Consider the following 21,057-nt stretch of genomic DNA (forward strand, 5'->3'; position numbering starts at 1 on the left):
TTATGCCTCATCCAGGATGGCCGGGACCTTGAAACGGTTCTCATCGGAATCCGGGGCGCCGGACAGTGCCTGTTCGGCCGTGAAGGTGTGCCCAACAACGTCCTCGCGGAAGACGTTGGTGAGCGGAATGGGGTGGGAGGTGGCCGGGACGTCATCCCCGGCGGCCTCGCTGACGGACTTGACCGAATCGACGATGACGGCGAGCTCGCCGGCCATCCTGTCCAGCTCTTCGGCACTCATCTCGATGTGAGCGAGCCGCGCGAGATGCGCGACGTCGTCACGGTTGATCGCAGCCATGGATCTCCCCTGCAAAGTTCGAATTGTTTTCCGATCCAGTCTAGTGCGGAAACGCAGATGCCCGTCTGACGGCCCCCAGCGGGCGTCAGACGGGCACCTTCGATACCCGGTCCTGTCACGGGGACAGGAGCGCGGGCAGCTAAAGACTAGCCGATTCCAATGGCTCCAGTCAGTACACCGACGCCGAGCATCACCAGGGAGATGACGGCGGTGCGCCACAGGACCTTCTTGTGGTGGTCACCGAGGTCCACCTTGGCCAGCGAAACCAGCAGCAGGATGGCCGGAACCAGCGGGCTCTGCAGGTGGAACGGCTGGCCGGTGATGGAGGCGCGGGCCATGTCAGCAGCGCCGACCCCGTAGTGGGCGGCGGTCTCGCTCAGCACCGGCAGGACGCCGAAGTAGAACGCGTCGTTGCTCATGAAGAACGTCATGGGAATGCTCAGGAGGCCGGTGATGACGGCCATGAACGGGCCCATGGAGGACGGGATGATCTGGACCAGCCAGGCGGACATCGCTTCCACCATGCCCGTGCCCTTGAGGACACCGGTGAGGACGGCGGCGGCCATGACCATGCTGACCACGGCAACGATGGACGGTGCGTGTGCAATCAGCTGGGCGCCCTGGTCCTTGACCTTGGGGAAGTTGACCAGCAGGGCGATGGCGGCGCCCACCATGAACACGAACGGCAGCGGGACAATGTTGGCCACGAGGACCACCATGACGGCGACGGTCAGGGCCAGGTTGAACCAGAACAGCTTGGGCCGCAGGGTGCTGCGGTTGGGATCGAGGGCGGTGTCGGCCATGGCGGAGTCGTGCTCGTCCACCAGGGTTTCGGTGCGTTCCAGGACAGCCACGGATCCACCCACGGGGGCTGCGCCGGACGGGGCGGGGTTTCCACCCTTGCGTCCGCGGCCGGTGCCGGAGGCAACCGCGGAGGTGCCGCCGTCGGACGTTCCGTCAAACTGTTCGGCAGTGTCCGGAACGCCCCAGATTTCGGGGGCGGTGGCACGGAGGCGGTTGCGCTCCTGCAGGCCCAGCAGCCAGGCGAAGGCGAAGACGACAACCAGGCCGGCCACCAGGGACGGGATCATGGGGACGAAGACGTCGTTGACGTCGATCTTCAGGGCGGTGGCGGCGCGGGCGGTGGGGCCGCCCCACGGCAGGATGTTCATGGTGCCGTTGGCCAGGCCGGCCACGCAGGTGAGGACCACGGGGCTCATCTTGAGGCGCAGGTAGACCGGCAGCATGGCTGCGGTGGTGAGGATGAACGTGGTGGACCCGTCGCCGTCCAGCGACACGGCGGCCGCCAGGATGGCGGTGCCCAGGACAACCTTGGCGGGGTCGTTGCCCAGCTTGCGGAGGATGAACTTCACCAGCGGGTCAAAGAGCCCGACGTCGATCATCAGGCCGAAGTAGATGATGGCGAACATCAGCAGGGCCGCGGTGGAGGTCATGGACTTCATGGAGTCCATCACCATGTCGCCGATGCCAAGGCCGGCGCCGGCGAAAAGGCCAAAAACAGTAGGGACAATGATCAACGCCAGCACTGGCGTCAACTTCTTCGTCATGATCAGCACCATGAATACCGCGATCATGGCGAATCCAAGTATTACCAGCACAGCCGGCTCCTTCTTGTGAACGGCACCACAGCGTTGTGATGCGTGATACAGACTGTAGGGTGGCGCCCGTCACGGCAGTGCCTTTGGCTCAATTGATTGGCATACTGCTTATTGGGAGCATTTTGCTCATTGTGCTCACAGGGCAAATGCGCTGAAACCGCAGGCCCAAACCCAACCGCCAACACCGCCAACACCGCCAACACCGTCAACCCGTCAACCCGTCAACACCGTCAAGGAGGATGTATGCAGCGTTCGGCGCCCCGGCCGCCGCTGCGGTTTTCCACCCAGACGCTGCTGCTGCAGCTGGCGGTGGTGCTGCTGGTGGTGCTGCTCAGTGCTGCCGTGCACGCGTGGCTGACCTACGACCGGGTAGGCAGCGAGGCCGAAAACCACGCGCTGACGCTGGCCCGGACCGTGGCCTCCGATCCGGACGTCAGGGCCAATGTGCTGGCCATCAGTGAACAGCCCGGCACTCCCCCGCCCGCGGAGCTCCTGGCCGGGCCGCTGCAGGCGGCGGCCGAGGCCGCGCGGACCCGCACCGGCGCACTGTTCGTGGTCATCACCGACGAAACCGGGATCCGGCTGGCCCACCCGGATCCGCAGCGGCTGGGTGAAAAGGTGAGCACGGATCCGTCCGAGGCACTGTCTGGCCAGGAAATCACCACCCGGAACACCGGGACCCTGGGTCCCTCCGCCGGCGCCAAAGTTCCCGTCTACGCCCCCGGTACCGGCACGGTGGTGGGCGAGGTGAGCGTGGGCTACTCCATGGAGACGGTGGCCCAGAGCGTGGCCCGCGACATCGGACCGGTGGCGTTGACGGCCACCGGTGCTCTGCTGGCCGGGATCCTGGGATCCTTCCTGCTGCGCCGCCGCCTGCAGCGGCTCACGCTTGGCCTGGAGCCGGAAGAGATCAGCACCCTGGTCCACGACCAGGTGGCGGTGCTGCAGGGCGTGGACGACGGCGTCATCGGCGTGAATGCCGACGGCCGGGTAAGCGTCTTCAACGCCGCCGCGCAGCGCCTGCTGGAATTGCCCGACCTGTCCGGCACGCGGTGGGAGGATGCCCCGGTTCCGGAGCAGCTGAAAGCGCTGACCCGCCCGGGCACCGGTACTGATGTCCCCGGCACTGCAGCTTCCCCGGTGGATGCGCTGGAGCTCGTGGCCGGCGGCCGCGTCCTGGTGGCCAACGCGCGCAAGGCGCTGCACCGGCGGGAGGACCTGGGCTGGGTCATCATGCTGCGGGACCGCACCGAGCTGCAGCAGCTGACCCGCCAGCTGGACGCCGTGGGGACCATGTCCACAGCGCTGCGGGCCCAGCGGCACGAGTTCGCCAACCAGCTGCACACGCTGGCCGGCTTCCTGGGCATCGGCCAGCACCAGGAGGCGCGCGACTACCTGGCCGGGCTGGCCGCCACGGGTCCGCTGAAGTTCCCGGTGGACCAGGCCGAACTGTTGCAGGACCCGTACCTGCAGGCCTTCGTGGGCGCCAAGGGCGTGGAGGCGGACGAGCGCGGCGTTGCGCTCCGCATCGGCCCGGAGACCCTGGTCAGGGGCCAGGTCACGGAGGCCCAGGACGTCACCACGGTGTTGGGCAACCTGATCGACAACGCCGTCAACGCCGCCGTGGCCGGTTCATCGACGGACCGCTGGGTTGAGCTTGAAGTGCTTGATGAGCCAGGCGACGACGGCGGCACGCTGCATATCGTGGTGGCGGACTCCGGTGACGGGCTGGCAGACGGCACGGACGCGGAGGGCGTGTTTGCCGAAGGTTTCACCACCGCTTCCGGCCCGGTACGTGCCGGCGGCGGGCAGGGGTTCGGACTGGCCCTGGCGCGCCAGCTGGCGCGGCGACGCGGCGGCGACGTAAAAGTGCTGGAGCGCGGGACCACGGGCGGACCGGGGGCCGTGTTCATGGCCACCCTTCCACATACGACGGCGGGCAGCCCTGCCGCCACCATCAAGGGGGCAGCCGGAAAGGATGAGAATGGCTGATGATTTTCGGGTCCTGATCGTGGACGACGACTTCCATGTGGCCAAGCTCCATGCAGCCTATGTGGACTCGGTGGCCGGATTCCTGGCCCTGGCGCCCGTTGGTACGGCGTCCCTGGCGCTGCAGGCCATTCACAGCCTGCGGCCGGACCTGGTGCTGCTGGATGTCTACCTGCCGGACGCCTCCGGCCTGGATCTGCTGCAGCAACTGGATGTGGACAGCATCATCCTCAGCGCCGCATCCGATGCCGCGTCCCTCCGGGTGGCGTTCCGCCGCGGCGCCCTGGGCTACCTGCTCAAACCCTTCACCGCCGAATCACTGTCCCAGCAGCTCCGGTCCTACGCCCGGTACCGGCGCCTCCTGGGCCAGCCGGGAGCACTGGACCAGGACGCAGTGGAACGCGCGAAGCGTGCGCTGATCCCCGGCGATGTTACGCCGTCGTCGAAACCCCGCTCGGCGACCGAAGCGGCGGTGCTGGAATCCCTGGTCCCCGGCGAGCAGTACTCCGCCGCGGAAGTGGCCTCCCGCGTGGGCGTCTCCCGTGCCACCGCCCAGCGGTACCTGTCCTCCCTGGCCGACGACGGCGCGGTGGACATCCAGCTCCGCTACGGAACCACCGGCAGGCCGGAACACCGGTACGGCCTGCCGGCCCGGTAGGTAGCACAGCAGCAAGATACGTGATCCAGGCATCCAGAAGCGTGCGTCTGAGCTGGGCCCACGCCGCCAGGGTGCCCTGGCCGAGCTTGCGAGGCAAGGGAGGCGGCGGGGAGGAACGAGCGAGCACGCGGAGGATGCGTGGATCTCGTTAAGCAGCTTTCTGCGCGACCAGTTCGATCTCGACGAGCATCTTCGGGTCCAGGAACGGCAGCACGTGGACCAGGGAGAGGGTGGGGCGGATCTCCCCGAACACCTCGCCGTGCGCCCGGCCGGCCTCTTCCCATTTGCTGATGTCCGTCAGGTACAGCTTGGACTGCACCACGTCCTCGTAGGCGAAGCCGGCGTCGGCCAGGACCTTGCCGAGTTTCTGCAGGATGTACTGGGTCTGGGTGTAGAAGTCGTCCCCAACGATTCCGTCGTCCCCGCTGGCCGCGGTGGCAGAGATGTAGAGGGTGTTGTCCACCTGGACGGCACGGGAATATCCGAGGGTCTGTTCCCAGACGGATCCGCTGCCGAAGGTTTTGCGCATGGGTGGCCTTTCAAAGCTGGAATGGGTCGCCACCACTGTAGGGCCGCTACAGGTCGCGCCGGTAAACCAGCAGTTTTGTGTCGGTTCCGGGGACGAACCAGTCCCGTTCGGGCACCCGCTCGAAGCCGGTTTTGCGGTACAGGCCGTGGGCGCTTTCCCAGGCTTTGCCGGTGGTGAGCGACACTCCGCGGATGCCGGGAAGGGTCTTGGCGTGGCCAACGATCGCGTCCACCATGGCCTTGCCGGCGCCGCTGCGCTGGACGGCAGGGTCCACCACCAGCATGCGGAATTCCAGTTCGTCCTGCAATGCGATGTCCGCATAGGGTTCGCCCGCCAGCGCCAGGGTCACGGAGCCGATGACGGTGCCTTCCCGTTCAGCCACCCAGATGGTGGCCTGCAGGGCGCGTGCCGCAACGTCCATGATCTTGACCATGTACGGGTGGGCGGGGTCGTCGAAGTAGCCTGCGGAGAGGTAGGAGTCGCCCGTGATGCGGGCCACGGCGGCGAAATCGGCTTCGACGGCGGGACGGATTGTTAACTGCTGCTGCACCCGTCAATGGTAGTGGCGGCCCGGACCCGGGGCTGGTGGAAACGCGGTTTCCGTGATCGAACTATCAGTACCAAGCACCCACCTATAGCGGAAATTTGCCGGACAGCTCCAGGCTGGCCGCGCAGGTCCAGGCCTCAAGCCGTTCATCGTCGGTGGGGCCGCCGTCGAGCGGACTGGTCAGGCGCGGCCTGCGCACCCAGCACCCCGCTTCCTCGGCTATCAGGGCGCCCGCCGAGAAGTCGTGCTCGTTCAGGCCGCGCTCGCCGTACGCGTCATGGGTTCCGTCCGCCACCATGCACAGGTCCAGGGCCGCGGAGCCCAGCCGGCGGACGTCGGCGAATCCGTCCATCAGGGTGGCGAAGGCGTCAGCCTGCTGGGAACGGACGTGGGGCTCGTAGCTGAACCCGGTGGCCAGGATCTGCCCCGTCCGGCCGGAGACCGGTCCCTCGAGCCTGGTGGCTGTTCCGCGTTCCTCCAGCCACGCACCCTGGCCGCGAGCGGCGTAGTAGATCCGGCCCAAGGCAGGGGCGTTGACGACGCCGGCCAGCCAGGCGCCGTCGGCATCGGCAACAGCCACGGAGGTGGCGTAGTAGACGATGTTGCGGATGAAGTTGGTGGTGCCGTCCAGGGGGTCGATGGACCAACGGTAGCCGGTGGGATCGGCAGGGCGGGTGGTGCCCTGTTCCTCGCCGGTGATGCTGTCTCCGGGGCGGGCGGCGGCAATGACGTCCCGCACCGCATTTTCGGCGGCAACGTCAAAGGCGGTAACCCAGTCCCCGGCCGCCCCCTTGTTGCTGGCGTCCAACGCGTTGCCGTCCCGGCCGGAAAGGACCCTGGCACCGGCCGCCGCGGCCTGCTTGGCGACCTCCAGCAGTTCCAAAGCCGATGTCATGCGTTCTCCTCCACTGTGTCTTCCCCTGCTGCGGCCGGTACAGCCGCTTCCTCGTTACCGTCCTCGTCCGTCCGGGACGCCGCCGGATCCGCGAAGACTGCCGGGCCGCCGTCGAGCAGTTGCCGGAACCCGTCCTCGTCCAGCACCGGAATCCCCAGCTGCTCGGCTTTGTCCAGCTTGCTGCCGGCGCTTTCACCCGCCACCACGTAACTGGTGTTCTTCGACACGGATCCGGAGGCCTTGCCGCCGCGGAGCAGGATGGCCTCCTTGGCCTCGTCGCGGCTGAAGTTGGGCAGGGAACCCGTGACCACCACGGTCAGCCCTTCGAGCGTGCGCGGCATGGACTCGTCCCGTTCGTCCTCCATGCGCACCCCGGCGGCGGCCCAGCGGTCGATGATGTCAAGGTGCCAGTCCTCCGCGAACCATTCCTTCAGCGCGGCCGCAATGGTGGGACCCACCCCGTCCACGTGGGCCAAGTCGTCCTCGGACGCTGCCCGGATGCGGTCCATGGAGCCGAATGCCTGTGCCAGGGCCCGTGATGCGCGCGGGCCCACGTGCCGGATGGACAGGGCAACCAGCACCCGCCACAGCGGCTGGGACTTTGCTTTTTCGAGTTCCTTGAACAGTTTCTGGGTGGTGGCGGTGGGCTTGGGCGGGGACTTGGCCGTGCCCTTGCTGTAGAAGTACGGCACCAGCTCGTACTCGCCGGTGGGGACGCCCTTGGCTTTCTTCTCCCGACGGATCTTGACGCCGGCCAGGTCCTCGGGGGTGAGGTCGAACAGCCCGGCTTCGGAGGTCAGCGGGGGAACTTCGGGTTCGGCCGGCTGGGTCAGCGCAATGGCCGCCTCCCAGCCCAGGGCCTCGATATCGAAGGCGCCCCGGCCCGCCACATGGAACACCCGCTCGCGAAGCTGCGACGGGCAGGACCTGGCATTCGGGCAGCGGACATCCACGTCCCCCTCCTTGGCCGGCGCCAGCGGTGTCCCGCAGGAGGGGCATTCGGTGGGCATCACGAAGTCCCGGACCGGCGGGTCCTGCTGGTCGCGGAGGGACAGGACCGGGCCCACGATTTCGGGGATGACGTCACCTGCTTTCCGCAGGATCACGATGTCGCCGATCTTGACGCCCTTGGCCTTGACCACGTCCTGGTTGTGCAGGGTGGCCATTTCCACCGTGGAGCCGGCCACCTTGACCGGTTCCATGACGCCGAAGGGGGTTACGCGGCCGGTGCGGCCCACGTTGACCTGGATGTCCAGGAGCTTGGTGTGGACTTCCTCCGGCGGGTACTTGTACGCGACGGCCCAGCGGGGAACGCGGGTGGTGTTGCCCAGGGCGCGCTGCGTGGCGAAGTCATCCACCTTGATCACGATGCCGTCGATCTCATGGAGCAGCTTGTGGCGCTGGTCCCCGTACCGTTTGATGAAGCCCAGGACGTCCTCCCGGGTCGCCAGCACCTCGAAGTAGGGGCTGACCGGCAGGCCCCACGCCTTGAGCAGCCCGTACGTTTCCGATTGGCTGCCGGCCTCCAGCCCCTCGCGGGCCCCGATGCCGTGGACGAACATCTTCAATGGCCGCTTGGCCGTGTCCGCGGGGTCTTTCTGCCGCAGGGACCCGGCGGCGGCGTTGCGGGGATTGGCCAGCGGTGCCTTGCCGGCCTCGATCAGCGCTTCGTTGAACTCGGCGAACGCCTTGGACGGGATGAAGACCTCGCCGCGAACCTCCATTTCGGCGGGAAAACCGCTGCCGTGCAGTTCCTGCGGGATTTCCTTGATGGTGAGCAGGTTATGGGTGATGTCCTCGCCGGTGGTTCCGTCACCCCGGGTGGCGGCCCGCACCAGCTTGCCGTCACGGTACAGAAGGTTGACCGCCAGGCCGTCAATCTTGAGTTCGGTCAACCAGGCGGCCTTGGCTCCCCCGTCCCCGATCTTTTCGATGCTGGCCTCGGCCCGGTTGAGCCAGGCCTCGAGCTCCTCCAGCGAGAAGACATCCTCCAGGCTGTACATCCGCTGCAGGTGTTCCACGGGCGCGAACGCGGCGGACACCTCGCCGCCCACTTCCTGGGTTGGCGAGTCGTTGGCCACCAGTTCCGGATGCAGCGCCTCGATCTCCTCGAGGCGCCGGAAAAGCGTGTCGAATTCTGCGTCCGAGACCAGGGGTGCGTCCTCCTGGTAATACGCGAACCGGTACTTCCGCACCAGGTCCGCGAGGTTTTCGTATTCCTCGCGGATGGCTTCGGTGGGGACGGCCTGGGGCTCGTGTGGTGCCGCGGTCCGGGTGGCGGTCTGTTCTGCGGGTCCTGGTCCTGTGCTCACAGACCTATCTTGCCTTACACCTCGGACAGCCGCCTGGCACGGCGGTCAAACGGCCGTCAGTGCGAGCGGAGCCGGTTCCGGTTTCGGTTCCACCAGGCGAGGGCGCCGGCGGAAACGCCCACGAGCAGCGTTCCAAGAGCGATCGGCAGGAGGGCGGGTCCGTCCGGGCCCGGGCTACGGGCGGGGCCTGCGGCGGCCACCTGGGCTGGCCCGGCAGTCCTGGTGACGGGGCTGTTCCAGTCCATACCACTGGAGGGGCCGGTTGGCGGCCGGTAGCCGGCTGCGGCCGAGGGGTTACCGGTAACGGATTCCTCCGGGATTTCCGCTGCCGTGACGGGAGGCGCGGCCGTTTCTGGAGTGCCTGCCTGCGGCGGCGTGCCTGCCCGCGGCGTATCGGCACCCTGCGGCTGGGGCTGGACCGGCTGGGCGGATGGCTCTGCTGGGGGTGCCGGCTGGGCGGGCGGCTGGGCCGGTTCCTTGGATTTGCGGGGGCGGCCGGGGTCCGGGTTGTTGGCGAGGATGGGCACGCAGACAAGCCCGCAGTCTGATGCAGCCTGCGTGCCTGTGGGCGAGGGTTCAGGGGTTGCGGCGAGTGCCGGGCTGGTTGTGAGGAAGCCGAGGGACAGGGCCAGGAGAGCTGCTGATGCCGTCGTCGAGACAGTGTGGAGTACCGGTGCGGACGGGGTCATTGCTACCTTTCGATGCGCGCAGTCCCCCCACCGCGGCTTTCTGGTGTCCCCGGTAGTCTTCTACAACGCCCTGTGGGGCCGCAAATCCCGCTGGACCGCGGCCCGCGTCCATCGGAGCTGTTCAGTCCCGGTTTTCGGGCGGGAGTGCCAGCTGGATTTTCCGGGCTTTGCCCCTTCCCACCACGTACCCGCGCCCTGGGATGAAGTCCGGGCTGACCCTGCCCAGGGAGGTGTTGAGCAGGCTGTCGCCTTCGATGTCCCCCGGGTTCAGCAGCAGGCCGCGGCGGCCTGATTTGAAGGGCTGGGCAAGCTGCCAGGCGGAGGACCAGGTGGAGGACTCGGACTCGCCAATGACCCATTGGTCTGCCTTGAGGGACGCGGTGACCAGCTGTGCCATCCCGGACTCGGCGATGGTGTCGGTGAACTCGGTGAGGCCTTCGATGAAGAAGGCCACAGTTCCCGGGTTCCCGGTGGAGTGCTCCACGAGGTCCTCCGCCACCTCGGCGAGGTCGTCCGGGCCCACGACGGCGCGGTTCCAGATGGGCAGGGATGCGACGGCGGACCGGCGGGATCCGAGGTAGACCAGCTCTGTGTCGGGGTTGGAGCGGCGCAGCGCGTAGGCCAGGGTGACCAGCGCCACTGTGCGCCCCGCCCCTGGCGGGCCGGCCAGCAGCAGCGGGCCGCGGGCCATGATTTCGGCGGGCTGCAGGGTTTCGTCGTCCACGCCGATGACGGGCAGGTCCGGGCTGCCGGCCGGCAGGACATCCAGGTCCACCTGCTCGGGGAGCCGTTCGATGCCCGGGGCGGTTTCCAGGCCCTGCCGCCGCATGGCTTCGCTGAGCTTGTGGACTTCGCGGGCCTGCAGGGCCAGGTTCGAGTTCCCGCCCAGGACCGCCAGCTGGACTTCGAGTCCGTCCAGCAGACCGCGGCCGGGGGGTGACGTGGCGGTGAGGACGTCCCGGGGCACGTCCATGGAAATGTAGTCGTCCTCCGAGGAGAGGCGCAGGACCAGGCGGCGCTGGATGGAGGCGAGCAGCGAGGCGGGGACGGCGTTGGGCCGGTCCCCCGTCACTACCAGGTGGATGCCCAGGGTCCGGCCGTCGGTGGCCAGCTGCAGGAAGATGTCCCAGAGCCCGGACAGCTTGCTGTGCTCGTATGCCTCACGGAAGGCGGACATGCCGTCCACGAGCACGAAGATCCGCTTCTCGTCCGGCCGGTTGGCCAGCTTCCGGTACTCCACGATCGTGGAGGCCCGCACCTCGGCGAACTGCGCGGAACGGAGCTCGGCGATGTCCCGGAGGAGCCGCAGCAACCGCCCGACCCGTTCGACGTCGTCGCCATTGATGATCTCCCCCACGTGCGGAAGCTCCTCCAGCATCCGCAGCCCGGCAGAGCCGCAGTCGATGCCGTAGACGTGGACGGGACCGCCGCGCGGCGTGACGGCCGCTGCAATCGCGATGCCCCGGAGGGCTGCGGACTTGCCGGAACCGCCCGTGCCGTAGATGGCCATGTTGCCGTCCCGGTCCGGTTCGTAGAACACGGTGGGCTGGTCCTGGTGCACGGGATCGTCGGCGACGCCCAGCAGCAGCTGTTCGTCGGTGCGGGGATTGGGCAACTTGGAGAAGTCGTAGGTCTTGGCCAGTTCGTCGAGCCACGGCTTCCGCGGCGGCCGGAGGGCCAGTGTGTCCGCGGCGTGCACGATGGTGGAGGTCATCCTGGCGATGTCATTGGGGCCGGCGGGTTCCGGGGCCGCAGGATTCGCGGGTGCCGGCGCTTCCCAGCTGGGACCGGAGCCGAAGGCCATCTCCACGATGTCGATCTGGGGACGCTGCGGTTTATCGGTGGTCCAGCCGCCGGCGTAGCCCGTCTGGAAGCCCTGGATCCGGCCGGGACCGGTCTTGGCCGCACCGCGGCCCGGAATGGCGGGGTCGAAGTAGGCCGCATCCGGAACCCCCAGGATGTCGGTGGCATCGTCCTCATCGGCCATCCGCAGGGCTACCCGGAGGTTGGTGTTTGCGCGGAGGTTGTCCTTGATGACACCGGCGGGCCGCTGGGTGGCCAGGATGAGGTGCAGGCCCAGGGAGCGGCCACGGGCGGCCACGTCCACCACGCCGTCCACGAATTCGGGCACGTCGTTGGCCAGGGCGGCGAACTCGTCCACGATGATCACCAGGTACGGCGGGGCTTCCGGGTCCGCCTCCCGCTGCAGGGCCAGCAGGTCCTTGGCCTTCTTCCGGTTCAGCAGCTGCTCCCGGTAGTGCAGTTCGGCGCGAAGGGAGGTAAGTGCCCGGCGCACCAGGTGCGGGGACAGGTCCGTGACCAGGCCCACCGTGTGCGGAAGGTTGATGCAGTCGGCGAAGGCGGCGCCGCCCTTGTAGTCCACGAAGAGGAAGCTGACGCGGTCCGGGCTGTAGGCCGCGGCCATGCCCATCACCCAGGACTGCAGGAACTCGGATTTACCGGCGCCGGTGGTGCCGCCCACCAGGGCGTGCGGCCCTTCGTTCTTCAGGTCCAGATACAAGGGCTCGATGCCTTTGGATCCCACGAGGGCCCTGAGGGTGCCGTTGTCCTTGCGGTTGGCCACGGCGGTGGCGTGCAGGGAGTTGTTTTCCGTCCAGCGCTCAACCACCGCCTGCGGGTTGTCCAGGAAGTCCTTGCCGATCAGGGTCGCATAGGACACGGCGCGCGGCAGGTCGGAATCGTCATTGACGGGCTTGCCCACGTCCACCACGGGTGCCAGCATCCGGGCCAGCTGGGCTGCGAGTTCGGCGTCCACGCTCTCGCAGCTGACCGGGTAGGTGTGGCGGCCCAGCCGGACCTGGCCGGTGGTGGTGCCATGGTCGCCGTCCACCATCATGAAGTCGCGGCAGGCGGCCGGCAGCGACTGGATGTCGGTGGCCACCCAGAGAATGTGCACGCCGGAGTCGGGACCTCGTTCGGCCAGCCGGGTAAGCCGGCCGCGGTCCACCGGCGCGTCGTCCTCCACGATGACCAGCACGGACGGGAGGACCGGCTCTTCGAGCTCATGCTTCGCCGGGTCGATGCCGGGACGCAGGTCCGGGCCGGCCCGCCTGGCCGCTGCCTCCCGCGCGTCGACCAGGTCCTCGAGGCGGGCCAGCAGCGAGGAGCCGCCGGCCGAACCGGCGGCCAGGTGGTCCCCGCCCAGGGGGCTGTGGCCGGAGCCCACGTGCGGCAGCCACTGCAGCCAGTTCCAGCGCTCCCGGGACTGGGCGGATGTGATGGCGGCGAGGACTACTTCGGCCGGGGAATGCAGTCCCACCAGCTGAAGCACCACGGCACGGGCCACGTCGTCCACCAAGCCGCGGGAACCTGCAATCCCCAAGGCTCCGGAGGTGCGGAGCTGGGAAACCACGGGGACGCCTTCGATCCCGCTGAACTGCTTGATGCAGTCCTGGATTTCCCGGCTGTACTGGACTTCCGTGTCGTTGTTCGACGGTTCTTCCAGCAGGATGCGGGACGGCGCGGTTCCCAGGCCGAACCGCAGGCCCAGGAACGAGGGGTGCTCCGGCCGGTGCGTCCACAGCAGCGGCCCCAGCTTATAGATGGCGTCCACGGTGTCGCTGACGGAGGGCGCTTCCTGTAGCCGGACCGCCCGTTCCACCTGCTGCAGTTCGGTGAGGTCCTGCCGGAACGCGGCCATGGAGGCGCGGAACTGCTTGAGCTGTTCCTTCTGCTGCTTCCGGGTCCGCATCTTCTGGTCCACGTAATGGCCCAAAATGAACAGCGGCATCATCAGCATGAACACCATGGAGAGCACGTTCTGCGTCACCGCGAAAATGACCGCGCCCATCATCAGGGGCGCCACCAGCATGATGTAGGGGAAGGGCTGGTCCTCGGGTCGCTTGGGCCCGGCAGGCAGGACCCGCTTGGAGACCTCGAAACGGGGCACCACCCGCGGTGAGCGGTTGAAGTTCACCAGGGGCGACGTCGGGGCTGCCGCGTGGTGGTGCCCCAGCGGCACCACGGTGACGGTGGTGTCGCCCAGGGTCACCGTGTCGGAGGAGTTAAGGGTTGCGCGGGTGACGGGCAGGCCGTCCATCAGGAGGCCGTTGGCGGAGTTGGTGTCCACGATCTCGACGGCGTCGCCCACCGTGATCCGGGCGTGCCGCTTGGAGGTGAGCGGGTCCGTCAGGCGGATGTCCACGTCCCGGTCCCGGCCGATGTAGCTCGTGCCGATGGGCAGCGAAAATTCGCGGCCGGCGTCGGGCCCGGACAGCACGCGCAATGTTGCCGCCGCCGGACCGCGGCCGGCGCCGGGTTCGTGGAACTGCCCGCTGACCTGGGCCAGCGATACCACCGAGCCGGGGCGGAGGCCTGATTCCAGGAGGTTGTCCTCCCGGGCCAGGATGTTCCCGCTGATGCCTGCGCCCACGAAGGCCTCGTCGATCCGCAGCGAGAGGTTGTCGGGCGCAGGCGTACCCTTGCGGGCAGGGTCCGCCGTCCACAGGACGGTGGCGATGTCGGCCACGGTGGCCAGGCCATCCACCGTGACGGCGAGATCCTTGGCGTCGGCGGGTTCGCGGCGGAGTGTCAGCCGGATTTTCATCCTTCGTCCACGCCCCTCATCTTTTCCAGCAGGTACAGGTCATCGGGTGTGACCAGGTGGGTGGTGACGGCGTGCTCAACCAGGCGTGCCCGGCGGTTGGTTGCAAGCTTGCCGCCGCCGCCCCGCAGTCCCGCCACGCCTACCCGGTCCAGCTTGTCGCAGACGTTGTCCAGCTTGCGGTTGAAGCGGGTCAGCGCCCAGCCCAAAGTCCTGGCGGCGGCCGCGGAGGACGGGATGCTGCTGAAGCCGGTGCCTTCACGCCGCAGCACGGGCTCGGCGAGCGCCACGATCAGTGCCTTCTGCGCGTCCGTGAAAACCACGGGGCCGATGGTGGTGTCCCCGCTGCTGGCGCCTTCCCTGGCTTCCTGCCGGAAGGACGGCGTCTTCAGGTGGACGGCGAACTCGTAGGTGGTGGGCCCGGCAGTGAAGATGACGTTGGTGTGGCTGAAGACCAGCGGAATCCGGGCGCCGGGTGACAGCCAAGCTTGCATGCCGCCGGAGGCGTCGGCCACGGTGGCGGAAAGCATGCTGCCCACGTTGCTGAGCCACCAGATGCCGTCGTAGCGGGCCACCTGCAGGAACTGCCGGTGCAGGTACGGGTTGTCGTCCACCTCCAGGTCGCCTTCGCGGCCGATATTGAAGATGTCCTCATCCGATGGCTCGTACCATTCGCCACAGAAATCTATTGCTAGATCCCCCATGATCTGTGCCTCCTCAAGGCAGAACTGTTGCGGTTAAGGTCAGTGTTGTTGGTGGTGCGGTGCGGCCGGACTCCGACCAAGGGGTGGCAGCTGATTGACTGAAGCGGGACCGTCATTGGCCGGTGCAGGCGGTGGAGCCCTCCTCCATGGGTGAGAACGCGCCGTCTGAGCGGACGATCATCACCTGGATGCAGGTCTGGCCGGTGGGGTTGGGCTGGATCTGCACGGAGGGCTGCGCGACGGCATGGAATTCCGCGCTGTTGCCGCCGATGCTGTACACCTTCCACTTGTAGGTGTCGCCCTCCTTCGGCTGCGGATTGGTCCACGTGAAGCTGGCTTTGCCGTCGGCACCGATGGCACCCTTGAGGCCCTCGACGTCGGGCACGGTGCCGTTGTCCAAGGCATCGGCGGGGGGTTTGCTGGCCTGCTGGGTTTCCACAACCTTGGGGGTGCCTGTCACCGTGTTCGCCGCCACGATGCCGACCACTGCCGCGAGCGCCAGGAGGGTGCCGCCGGCAATCGCGAGCCACAGATTGCGCTTCCCGTGGTCCGCGTCCGGTGCCTCCCGCGGCTCGTCCACTGAGACGGCCCGCTGGACGGTTGCGTCGGCGGTGTAGGACGTGTCCTGCCCGGCTCCCGCGGCATCCGTTACCGGTGCGCCGTAGTGTGCCGCCCCTGCGCTGCCACGCAGGACGGTGGACTGGGCCCACTCCCCCTGGCCGGCGCCGTCGTCCGTTCCTGCTGCAGGAGCAGCTGCTCCGGTGGACGCCGCTCCGGCGGCTGCAGCCCAGGTGGTTCGGGCCGGAATGGAGGGCACTGCCGGGGCCGGCTTCCCTTGGCCGGGCGTGGCGGGGGCAAAGTGCGACGGCGGGAGGGTACCCCTGCGCCCCGCGGCGTCAGTCCCGGCGCCTGGAGGGTTGGGGCGGGTACGGGCCGGGAAGGTGGGTGCACTGCCGGTCCCTTCCGGATCGATGGCAGCAATGCTGCGGACGCGCGTCTCCTCGGTGCCGTCGTCCGGGTGGCTCTCTTCCTGCGGGGGCTCCTCCAGCACCTCGAAGGGCGTGACGGAAAGGTTGAGCTCCGCCTGGATGCGCTGCAGGGCGAGCGCGAAGGCGTGCGCGGAGGAGTACCGGGATTGGGGCGATTTGGCCATGGCCGTGGCCAGGGCGAGTTCCAGTGACTCCGGTACGTCGGCGCGGCCCAGCCGCGGCAGCGCCATATTGCTGATCCGGTTGATCAGTTCGCGCTGCGAGTTGTCCGCACCGGGCATCACGAAGGGTGAGCGGCCCGCCAGCAGGGTGTACAGCGTGGCGCCGAGGGCCCAGACGTCCACCATGACACCGTCGACGCTGCCGTCCCGGAACTGCTCGGGCGGGGACCAGGGAATGGACATGCCCGAATCGTCGTCCGAGTCCCCGGCCAGGGTGCCGGAAATGCCGAAGTCAGTGAGGGCCGGGCGGTTGTAGTCCGTCACCAGGATGTTGGCGGGCTTGATGTCGCGGTGGGCGATGCCGGCCCGGTGGGCGGTTTCGACGGCGGACGCCACCTGGATGCCCACCGCCAGGACCTCGTCCACACTGAAGCGCTGGCGCCGGTACCGCACGTCCAGGCTGGGCCGGGAGCAGTACTCCATGGCCAGGTAGGAATGCCCGTCGTCCGTTACTTCCGCTTCGAAAATCGTGACGATGTACGGGTGCGAGGACAGCTGGGCCATGAGGTTGGCTTCGGACTCGAACCGACGGCGCGCGCCCTCGGTCTTGAGGTCCGAGAGCAGCACCTTGACGGCGACTTTCCGGCGCGGCCTGTCCTGCTCATACAGGTAGACGTCGGAAAACCCGCCGGAACCCAGAAGGCTGATATAGGTGAACCCCGGAATGCGGGGCGGCGGCGCAACAGGCCGTTTGGAACTCAAGGAATCTCCTCAAAACGCAGTGAGATGTTGTCGCCCAGTTCCGCGATGTCGCCGTCGAGCAGGATGGCCATCTCGTTCTGGGCGAGGCGCCGCGGCGGCTGGCCTTCCCGGACCAGGACCGTGCCGTTGGTGGCCTTGAGGTCGCAGAGCATCACGTGCCAGCCCTCGAGCCGCACCTCGAGGTGGGACCTGGAAATGTCGCCGCCGGGGCTTGCCACCTGGACCAGCCGCGGCATGACGCCGCCCTGGACCCGGGACACGGACGGCTGCCGGCCGATGACCATCGACTGGTCGAGGTCCAGCAGTTCGCCGGTGGACAGGCGCATCCGGCCAAGCCGGGGACGCGCCACCTGCACGGCATCAGGCAACAGGGCGGCCCCGCACGCGCTGCACTGGGCACGGGTGGGTGGATTGGCGTGGCCCTGCGCACAGACGCGCGCCAGCACCAGCGGGCCGCCGCCTGCGTCCGGCCGACCAGTACCCTGCTGACCGGCGCCCTGCTGACGGGCGCCCTGCTGTCCGGCGCCCTGCTGTCCGTCCGATGCGTTCAATGCCGGACCGGATGCGGTCCCCCGCAAGCTGCCCTTCATGACCGTCTGGCCATCGTGGTCGGGGTCGAAGCCGGCATCGAATCCCGCGCCGGACCCGGCGCCGGATTCCTGTGCCGCAACGGGTTCCTGGCCGGCGGCGGATCCGGGCACTGGAACGGAGACAGATGCTGGGCCGGCGGGGCCAACACGGGATGCTGTTGGCGTTGGCGTGGATGGGGCCGGAAAGGGGGTTGCCTGCGGAGCGGCCGGGGTGCCCGGGGTCGGCGGCGTGGAGGGTGCCGGGGCGGCAGGCGTGGCTCCCCCAATGCGCCACGGGACGGAATCGATGAGGACGCCGCTGGAGGCGGGACCGGGCCCGGTACCGGAACTGGCCGGCGGAATTTCGGGGGCCGGGTCCTCCGCGGCACCGAGGGCGGGCATCGGTTCGGCGGCGGCCAGGGCCGGTGGTTGCTGCCGGGAAACGTGGCCCGAATCGGCGTCGATGTCCTCGCGCACGGCAGCGTCTTCGATGTGCCGCATCACCGTTCGGTCCCAAAGGTGGTCATAAGACGACGTCATCTCCTCCGCGGGACCCGCGCCGGTCCCGGCAGGCGCGCCGCTCGTATCATCTCCACCCGCTGTTTCGGGGAGTTCCGGCTCTGCGTCGGCCTCCCCAAGCAGCTCCCCGCCAGTGCCGGTCTCTCCGTCGACCCCAATAATGCCGTCCGGGGCAATCGTGGCGTCCGGGTCAACACGGTCCGGGTCAAGGCCTTCCGCGGCCGGTGCATCGGCAACCCCGCCAGCCGGGTGTCCATCGGCCGGGTCCTCGTCAATGACTCCCAGTACTGTTTCGGCCGGGGCCCCGTGTTCGGGACGGAACGTGGCTGCGGGAAGGAGCGTGGCTTCGGAAAGAAGTGCGGTTTCGGGCATGCCCTCCGCCGCGGGCGGGCCACCCACGGCAGCGGGGCCGGACGGTGCGCCCAGGGTCAGGGACTGCAGCAGCACCACGCCCTCGCTAAGCGGCAGTTCGGGATGTTCGGCAGCGTGCCCGGGGGTGCCGGCGCCGCCGCCCGCGATCACCACCCTGCAGGTCCCGGGGACCACGAACCTGCGTTCGTTCCAGGTGGTCACGTCCCGGCCGTCAAGGTCCACGGCTCCCCCGGGCTGGTCGACGGTGAGGTCGATGTCGCCGCGCAGGAAGATCCGCAGGGACCCGTTGAAGTCCAGGATGCCGAAAGACGGGATGCGGGTGAGGAACCCGCCGGAAGTGCTGGTCACGGCGGCGAGGACCTCATGCGGCTCGGGGCGGCCGGCCAGGAGTTCCCACAGCGCACCTGCGAGTTCGGCGGGTGACCCGGGGCCCAGAAGGACTGCGGTGCGGGACCGGACGATGCCCAACCAGGAGCCGGGGATGTAGCTAGCGCCGGTCATTGCCCTGCTCCCCGTGCCGGGCAGTGCTGTTGTGGTCCGCGCTCTCCTCAACCGGCGCGGGCAGGGGCTCCGTCACGGCTTCGGTTGCCTGCGGGCGCGGCAGGGTCACTTCGTCCCCGTCAGCGGAGGTGAGGCGGGGCGCTGTGGTGCCCGCGCCGTCGTCGTCCGCAACGTTCCTGGCGTCCACCACGATGGCCGTCACGTTGTCCCGCCCGCCGCTGCGCAGCGCGGCCTGGATCAGGGCGTCCACTGCGTCCTGCGGGTCCGCCATGGTACTGAGGATCCCGAGGATTTCCTCGTCTGCCAGTTCCCCGGTCAGGCCGTCCGAGCAGACCAGGACACGGTCGCCTTCCTCCACGGGGATGAGCCAGTAGTCCGCCTCCGTCTCATCCCCTGTGCCCAAAGCCCGGGTCACCACGTGCCGCCGCGGGTGGACCGTTGCTTCCTGGGCGGTGATTTCGCCCGCGTCCACGAGTTCCTGGACCTCCGAGTGGTCAACACTGATCTGCTCGAAGCGTCCCTGGCTGAGCCGGTACGTGCGCGAATCGCCGATGTTCAGGACCAGCCAGTACGGCATGCCCATCTGTTCCACGACGACGGCACCGGTAAGGGTAGTGCCGGCACGGGCTCCGGTGGCCTCACGGATCGAATTGTCCGCGCGCACCAGGTACTGCTGGAGGACGGCAGCGGTGATGCTCCGCTCCCCCGTGCTGACCTGGGGCATTTCCGCGAGGGCCCGCACGCACAGGCCGCTGGCAATTTCGCCGGCTTCATGGCCACCCATGCCATCGGCGACGGCGAAGACGGGGTCGGCCGCGATGTACGAATCCTCGTTCAGCTCCCGGCGGAGTCCCCTGTCCGTCCCGTAGCCGTAGCTGAGGCTGAGTCCCGGCCCCGGCTGGATGGTGGAGGAAACACTGGCGGGGTGCTGGTTCATGCCTGTCCTAGGTAAAAGGTACGGTCTCCGAAATGCACGCTGGATCCCGGGGTAACAAAGGTGGGGACGCCCGGCGCCAAGGGGGTGCGCAGGCCGTCCGGGGTGGTGACGGCGCTTCCGTTGGTGGACTGCCGGTCCGTCACCCAAATGCCTGCGCCGTCGGTGAGCAGGTGCAGGTGGGTCTTGGAGATGGAACGCCCGGGATCGTCCACGGCCAGCAGCTGTGCGTTCTGCTCCCCGGTTTTCCCCACCGGGTTGCGGCCCACCAGGACGCTGCGGTCCAGCTGGAAGTCGCGGCCGTCGTCCAGGCGGATCCGGAGGACCGCCACAGGGGCCGGGCCGCCGGTTCCGGGGCGCACCTGGGTGCGTTCGATGTCGTCGTCCACGTGCTGCGGGGGTAGCCGGTGGCCGGCTCCGGAACCCGTCGGTGCAAAACCCGGCGCGAAGGAGGGCGGCGAGGTGTACGGCATGGTGTTCGACGGCGAAGGTGCTTGGGGTGCCGGAGGTTGCGGTGCTGGAGGTTGCGGAGGTGGCGTTTGGCCTGCAGTGGCGCCGGCCACCGGGGACAGCACCGGCTGCACGGGCGGCAGGTCCAGCGGCGCGAAGCTGTAGGGCCCCTGAATGCCGCCGGTAGTGAGGGGGTCGCGGCCGGCCTTGACGTCGAACACCAGGGTTCTCGCGGCGCTGTCATTCCAGCCGCGTAGGCCGCCGTTCTTGTCCCACCGGTTGGAAACAACCACCAGCACGGCCCAGACGGCACCGACCAGGAGCAATGGGCCAAGGATGAACAGGGCGGCGTCAAACCATTTAAAGACCACCACCAGCACCGCGGCCAGCACGGCCAGCAGGACGCCTGCCCCGGTGATGAGGCCCCGCAGGAACACGGGACCGGCGCCGGGGGCATAGCCGTCCTGGTCCGCGCTGCGGATCCCCATGAGCAGGTTGCCCGGCGTTTTGCCGGTGCGGGCCTCCATGCCGAGCACCACGGACAGGTAGGCCAGGGTCAGGCCGAGGCCGATGCCGCCAAAGAGCACCAGGGAGGAGGTGTCGTAGACAATGAAGCCGCCGCTTCTGGTCCGGGTGATCCCGGCGAATCCGATGGCAAACGTCACCACCAGGACCGCCACCCCCGGCAGCCAGTCGATCACGGCAGCGCCAAGCCGCTTGCCCGCCGCAGCCGGAACAAGCTCAAGGTTCACTGCCATTCCCGTTCCTCCCCCTGGAGCGGCCTCCACCCTTGTGGAACCGCCGGCCCTGCCCGGCGCGGTGCCAGTGTTCAAGGTGCCCGCGTAGGCGGTGCCCCTCAATGCCGTGCCCGCCGGCTGACCTGCCGGGGGCCTTTCTACTACCGGGATAGTACCGGGAATCCCGGGCGGGTGCGCGTGGCGCGCCTCCCCGGCACGGCTCCCGTCGTGCTCCACCGGCAGGTCAGTGGTGCGGGGGC

15 protein-coding genes are annotated in these 21,057 nt (G+C 68.5%); 2 read left to right on the forward strand and 13 right to left on the reverse strand.

Going from position 1 to position 21,057, the window contains the following annotated elements:
• Together gatC and Q9R31_RS12885 are read right to left on the reverse strand one after the other, a co-directional pair.
• Nucleotides 1-297 (reverse strand): Asp-tRNA(Asn)/Glu-tRNA(Gln) amidotransferase subunit GatC, encoded by a 297-nt coding sequence (gene gatC / locus Q9R31_RS12880; protein ID WP_141940678.1) that lies wholly within the window; start codon nt 295-297, stop codon nt 1-3.
• A 146-nt stretch (nt 298-443) separates the two neighbouring features.
• Nucleotides 444-1,916: a CitMHS family transporter gene (locus Q9R31_RS12885; RefSeq protein ID WP_311263119.1), complete on the reverse strand. Its 1,473-nt coding sequence runs from the start codon at nt 1,914-1,916 to the stop codon at nt 444-446.
• Between the two features lie 243 nt (nt 1,917-2,159).
• Here Q9R31_RS12885 and Q9R31_RS12890 point away from each other — a divergent pair, with 243 nt between their 5' ends.
• Complete coding sequence (locus tag Q9R31_RS12890) at nt 2,160-3,908, forward strand: sensor histidine kinase (protein WP_311263120.1); 1,749 nt, start codon at nt 2,160-2,162, stop codon at nt 3,906-3,908.
• Nucleotides 3,901-4,563, forward strand: coding sequence for a response regulator (locus tag Q9R31_RS12895; protein WP_311263121.1), 663 nt, complete (start codon nt 3,901-3,903; stop codon nt 4,561-4,563). The genes Q9R31_RS12890 and Q9R31_RS12895 overlap by 8 nt, the downstream gene beginning before the upstream one ends.
• Before the next feature lie 148 nt (nt 4,564-4,711).
• Here Q9R31_RS12895 and Q9R31_RS12900 read toward each other — a convergent pair whose 3' ends face one another.
• From Q9R31_RS12900 to Q9R31_RS12950, 11 genes are all read right to left on the reverse strand, one after another.
• On the reverse strand, nt 4,712-5,092 hold the full coding sequence (locus Q9R31_RS12900; protein ID WP_307091141.1) for a RidA family protein: 381 nt from the start codon (nt 5,090-5,092) through the stop codon (nt 4,712-4,714).
• A gap of 46 nt (nt 5,093-5,138) precedes the next feature.
• Nucleotides 5,139-5,642: a GNAT family N-acetyltransferase gene (locus Q9R31_RS12905; RefSeq protein WP_311263122.1), complete on the reverse strand. Its 504-nt coding sequence runs from the start codon at nt 5,640-5,642 to the stop codon at nt 5,139-5,141.
• 82 nt (nt 5,643-5,724) lie between these two features.
• Nucleotides 5,725-6,534, reverse strand: a complete 810-nt coding sequence (locus Q9R31_RS12910) for an inositol monophosphatase family protein (RefSeq protein ID WP_311263123.1) — start codon at nt 6,532-6,534, stop codon at nt 5,725-5,727.
• The gene (ligA, locus tag Q9R31_RS12915; protein WP_311263124.1) at nt 6,531-8,846 is read right to left on the reverse strand and encodes an NAD-dependent DNA ligase LigA; all 2,316 of its coding nucleotides are present in this window, start codon (nt 8,844-8,846) and stop codon (nt 6,531-6,533) included. The genes Q9R31_RS12910 and ligA overlap by 4 nt, the downstream gene beginning before the upstream one ends.
• A 56-nt stretch (nt 8,847-8,902) precedes the next feature.
• The gene (locus Q9R31_RS12920; RefSeq protein ID WP_311263125.1) at nt 8,903-9,535 is read right to left on the reverse strand and encodes a hypothetical protein; all 633 of its coding nucleotides are present in this window, start codon (nt 9,533-9,535) and stop codon (nt 8,903-8,905) included.
• Nucleotides 9,536-9,656: 121 nt separating this feature from the next.
• The gene (locus tag Q9R31_RS12925; RefSeq protein WP_311263126.1) at nt 9,657-14,102 is read right to left on the reverse strand and encodes an FtsK/SpoIIIE domain-containing protein; all 4,446 of its coding nucleotides are present in this window, start codon (nt 14,100-14,102) and stop codon (nt 9,657-9,659) included.
• Nucleotides 14,099-14,803, reverse strand: coding sequence for a hypothetical protein (locus Q9R31_RS12930; protein WP_311263127.1), 705 nt, complete (start codon nt 14,801-14,803; stop codon nt 14,099-14,101). Before Q9R31_RS12930 ends, Q9R31_RS12925 begins: the two co-directional genes overlap by 4 nt.
• Before the next feature lie 112 nt (nt 14,804-14,915).
• On the reverse strand, nt 14,916-16,715 hold the full coding sequence (locus Q9R31_RS12935) for a serine/threonine-protein kinase (RefSeq protein ID WP_311263128.1): 1,800 nt from the start codon (nt 16,713-16,715) through the stop codon (nt 14,916-14,918).
• A complete protein-coding gene (locus Q9R31_RS12940) occupies nt 16,712-18,676 on the reverse strand; it encodes an FHA domain-containing protein (protein ID WP_311263129.1) in 1,965 nt (654 codons plus the stop codon). Before Q9R31_RS12940 ends, Q9R31_RS12935 begins: the two co-directional genes overlap by 4 nt.
• On the reverse strand, nt 18,663-19,613 hold the full coding sequence (locus Q9R31_RS12945) for a protein phosphatase 2C domain-containing protein (protein WP_311263130.1): 951 nt from the start codon (nt 19,611-19,613) through the stop codon (nt 18,663-18,665). The genes Q9R31_RS12940 and Q9R31_RS12945 overlap by 14 nt, the downstream gene beginning before the upstream one ends.
• The gene (locus Q9R31_RS12950; protein ID WP_311263131.1) at nt 19,610-20,818 is read right to left on the reverse strand and encodes an RDD family protein; all 1,209 of its coding nucleotides are present in this window, start codon (nt 20,816-20,818) and stop codon (nt 19,610-19,612) included. The genes Q9R31_RS12945 and Q9R31_RS12950 overlap by 4 nt, the downstream gene beginning before the upstream one ends.
• Nucleotides 20,819-21,057 lie beyond the last annotated feature (239 nt).

Source organism: Pseudarthrobacter sp. BRE9 (assembly GCF_031844305.1).
In the GTDB taxonomy this organism is placed as follows: Bacteria; Actinomycetota; Actinomycetes; order Actinomycetales; family Micrococcaceae; genus Arthrobacter.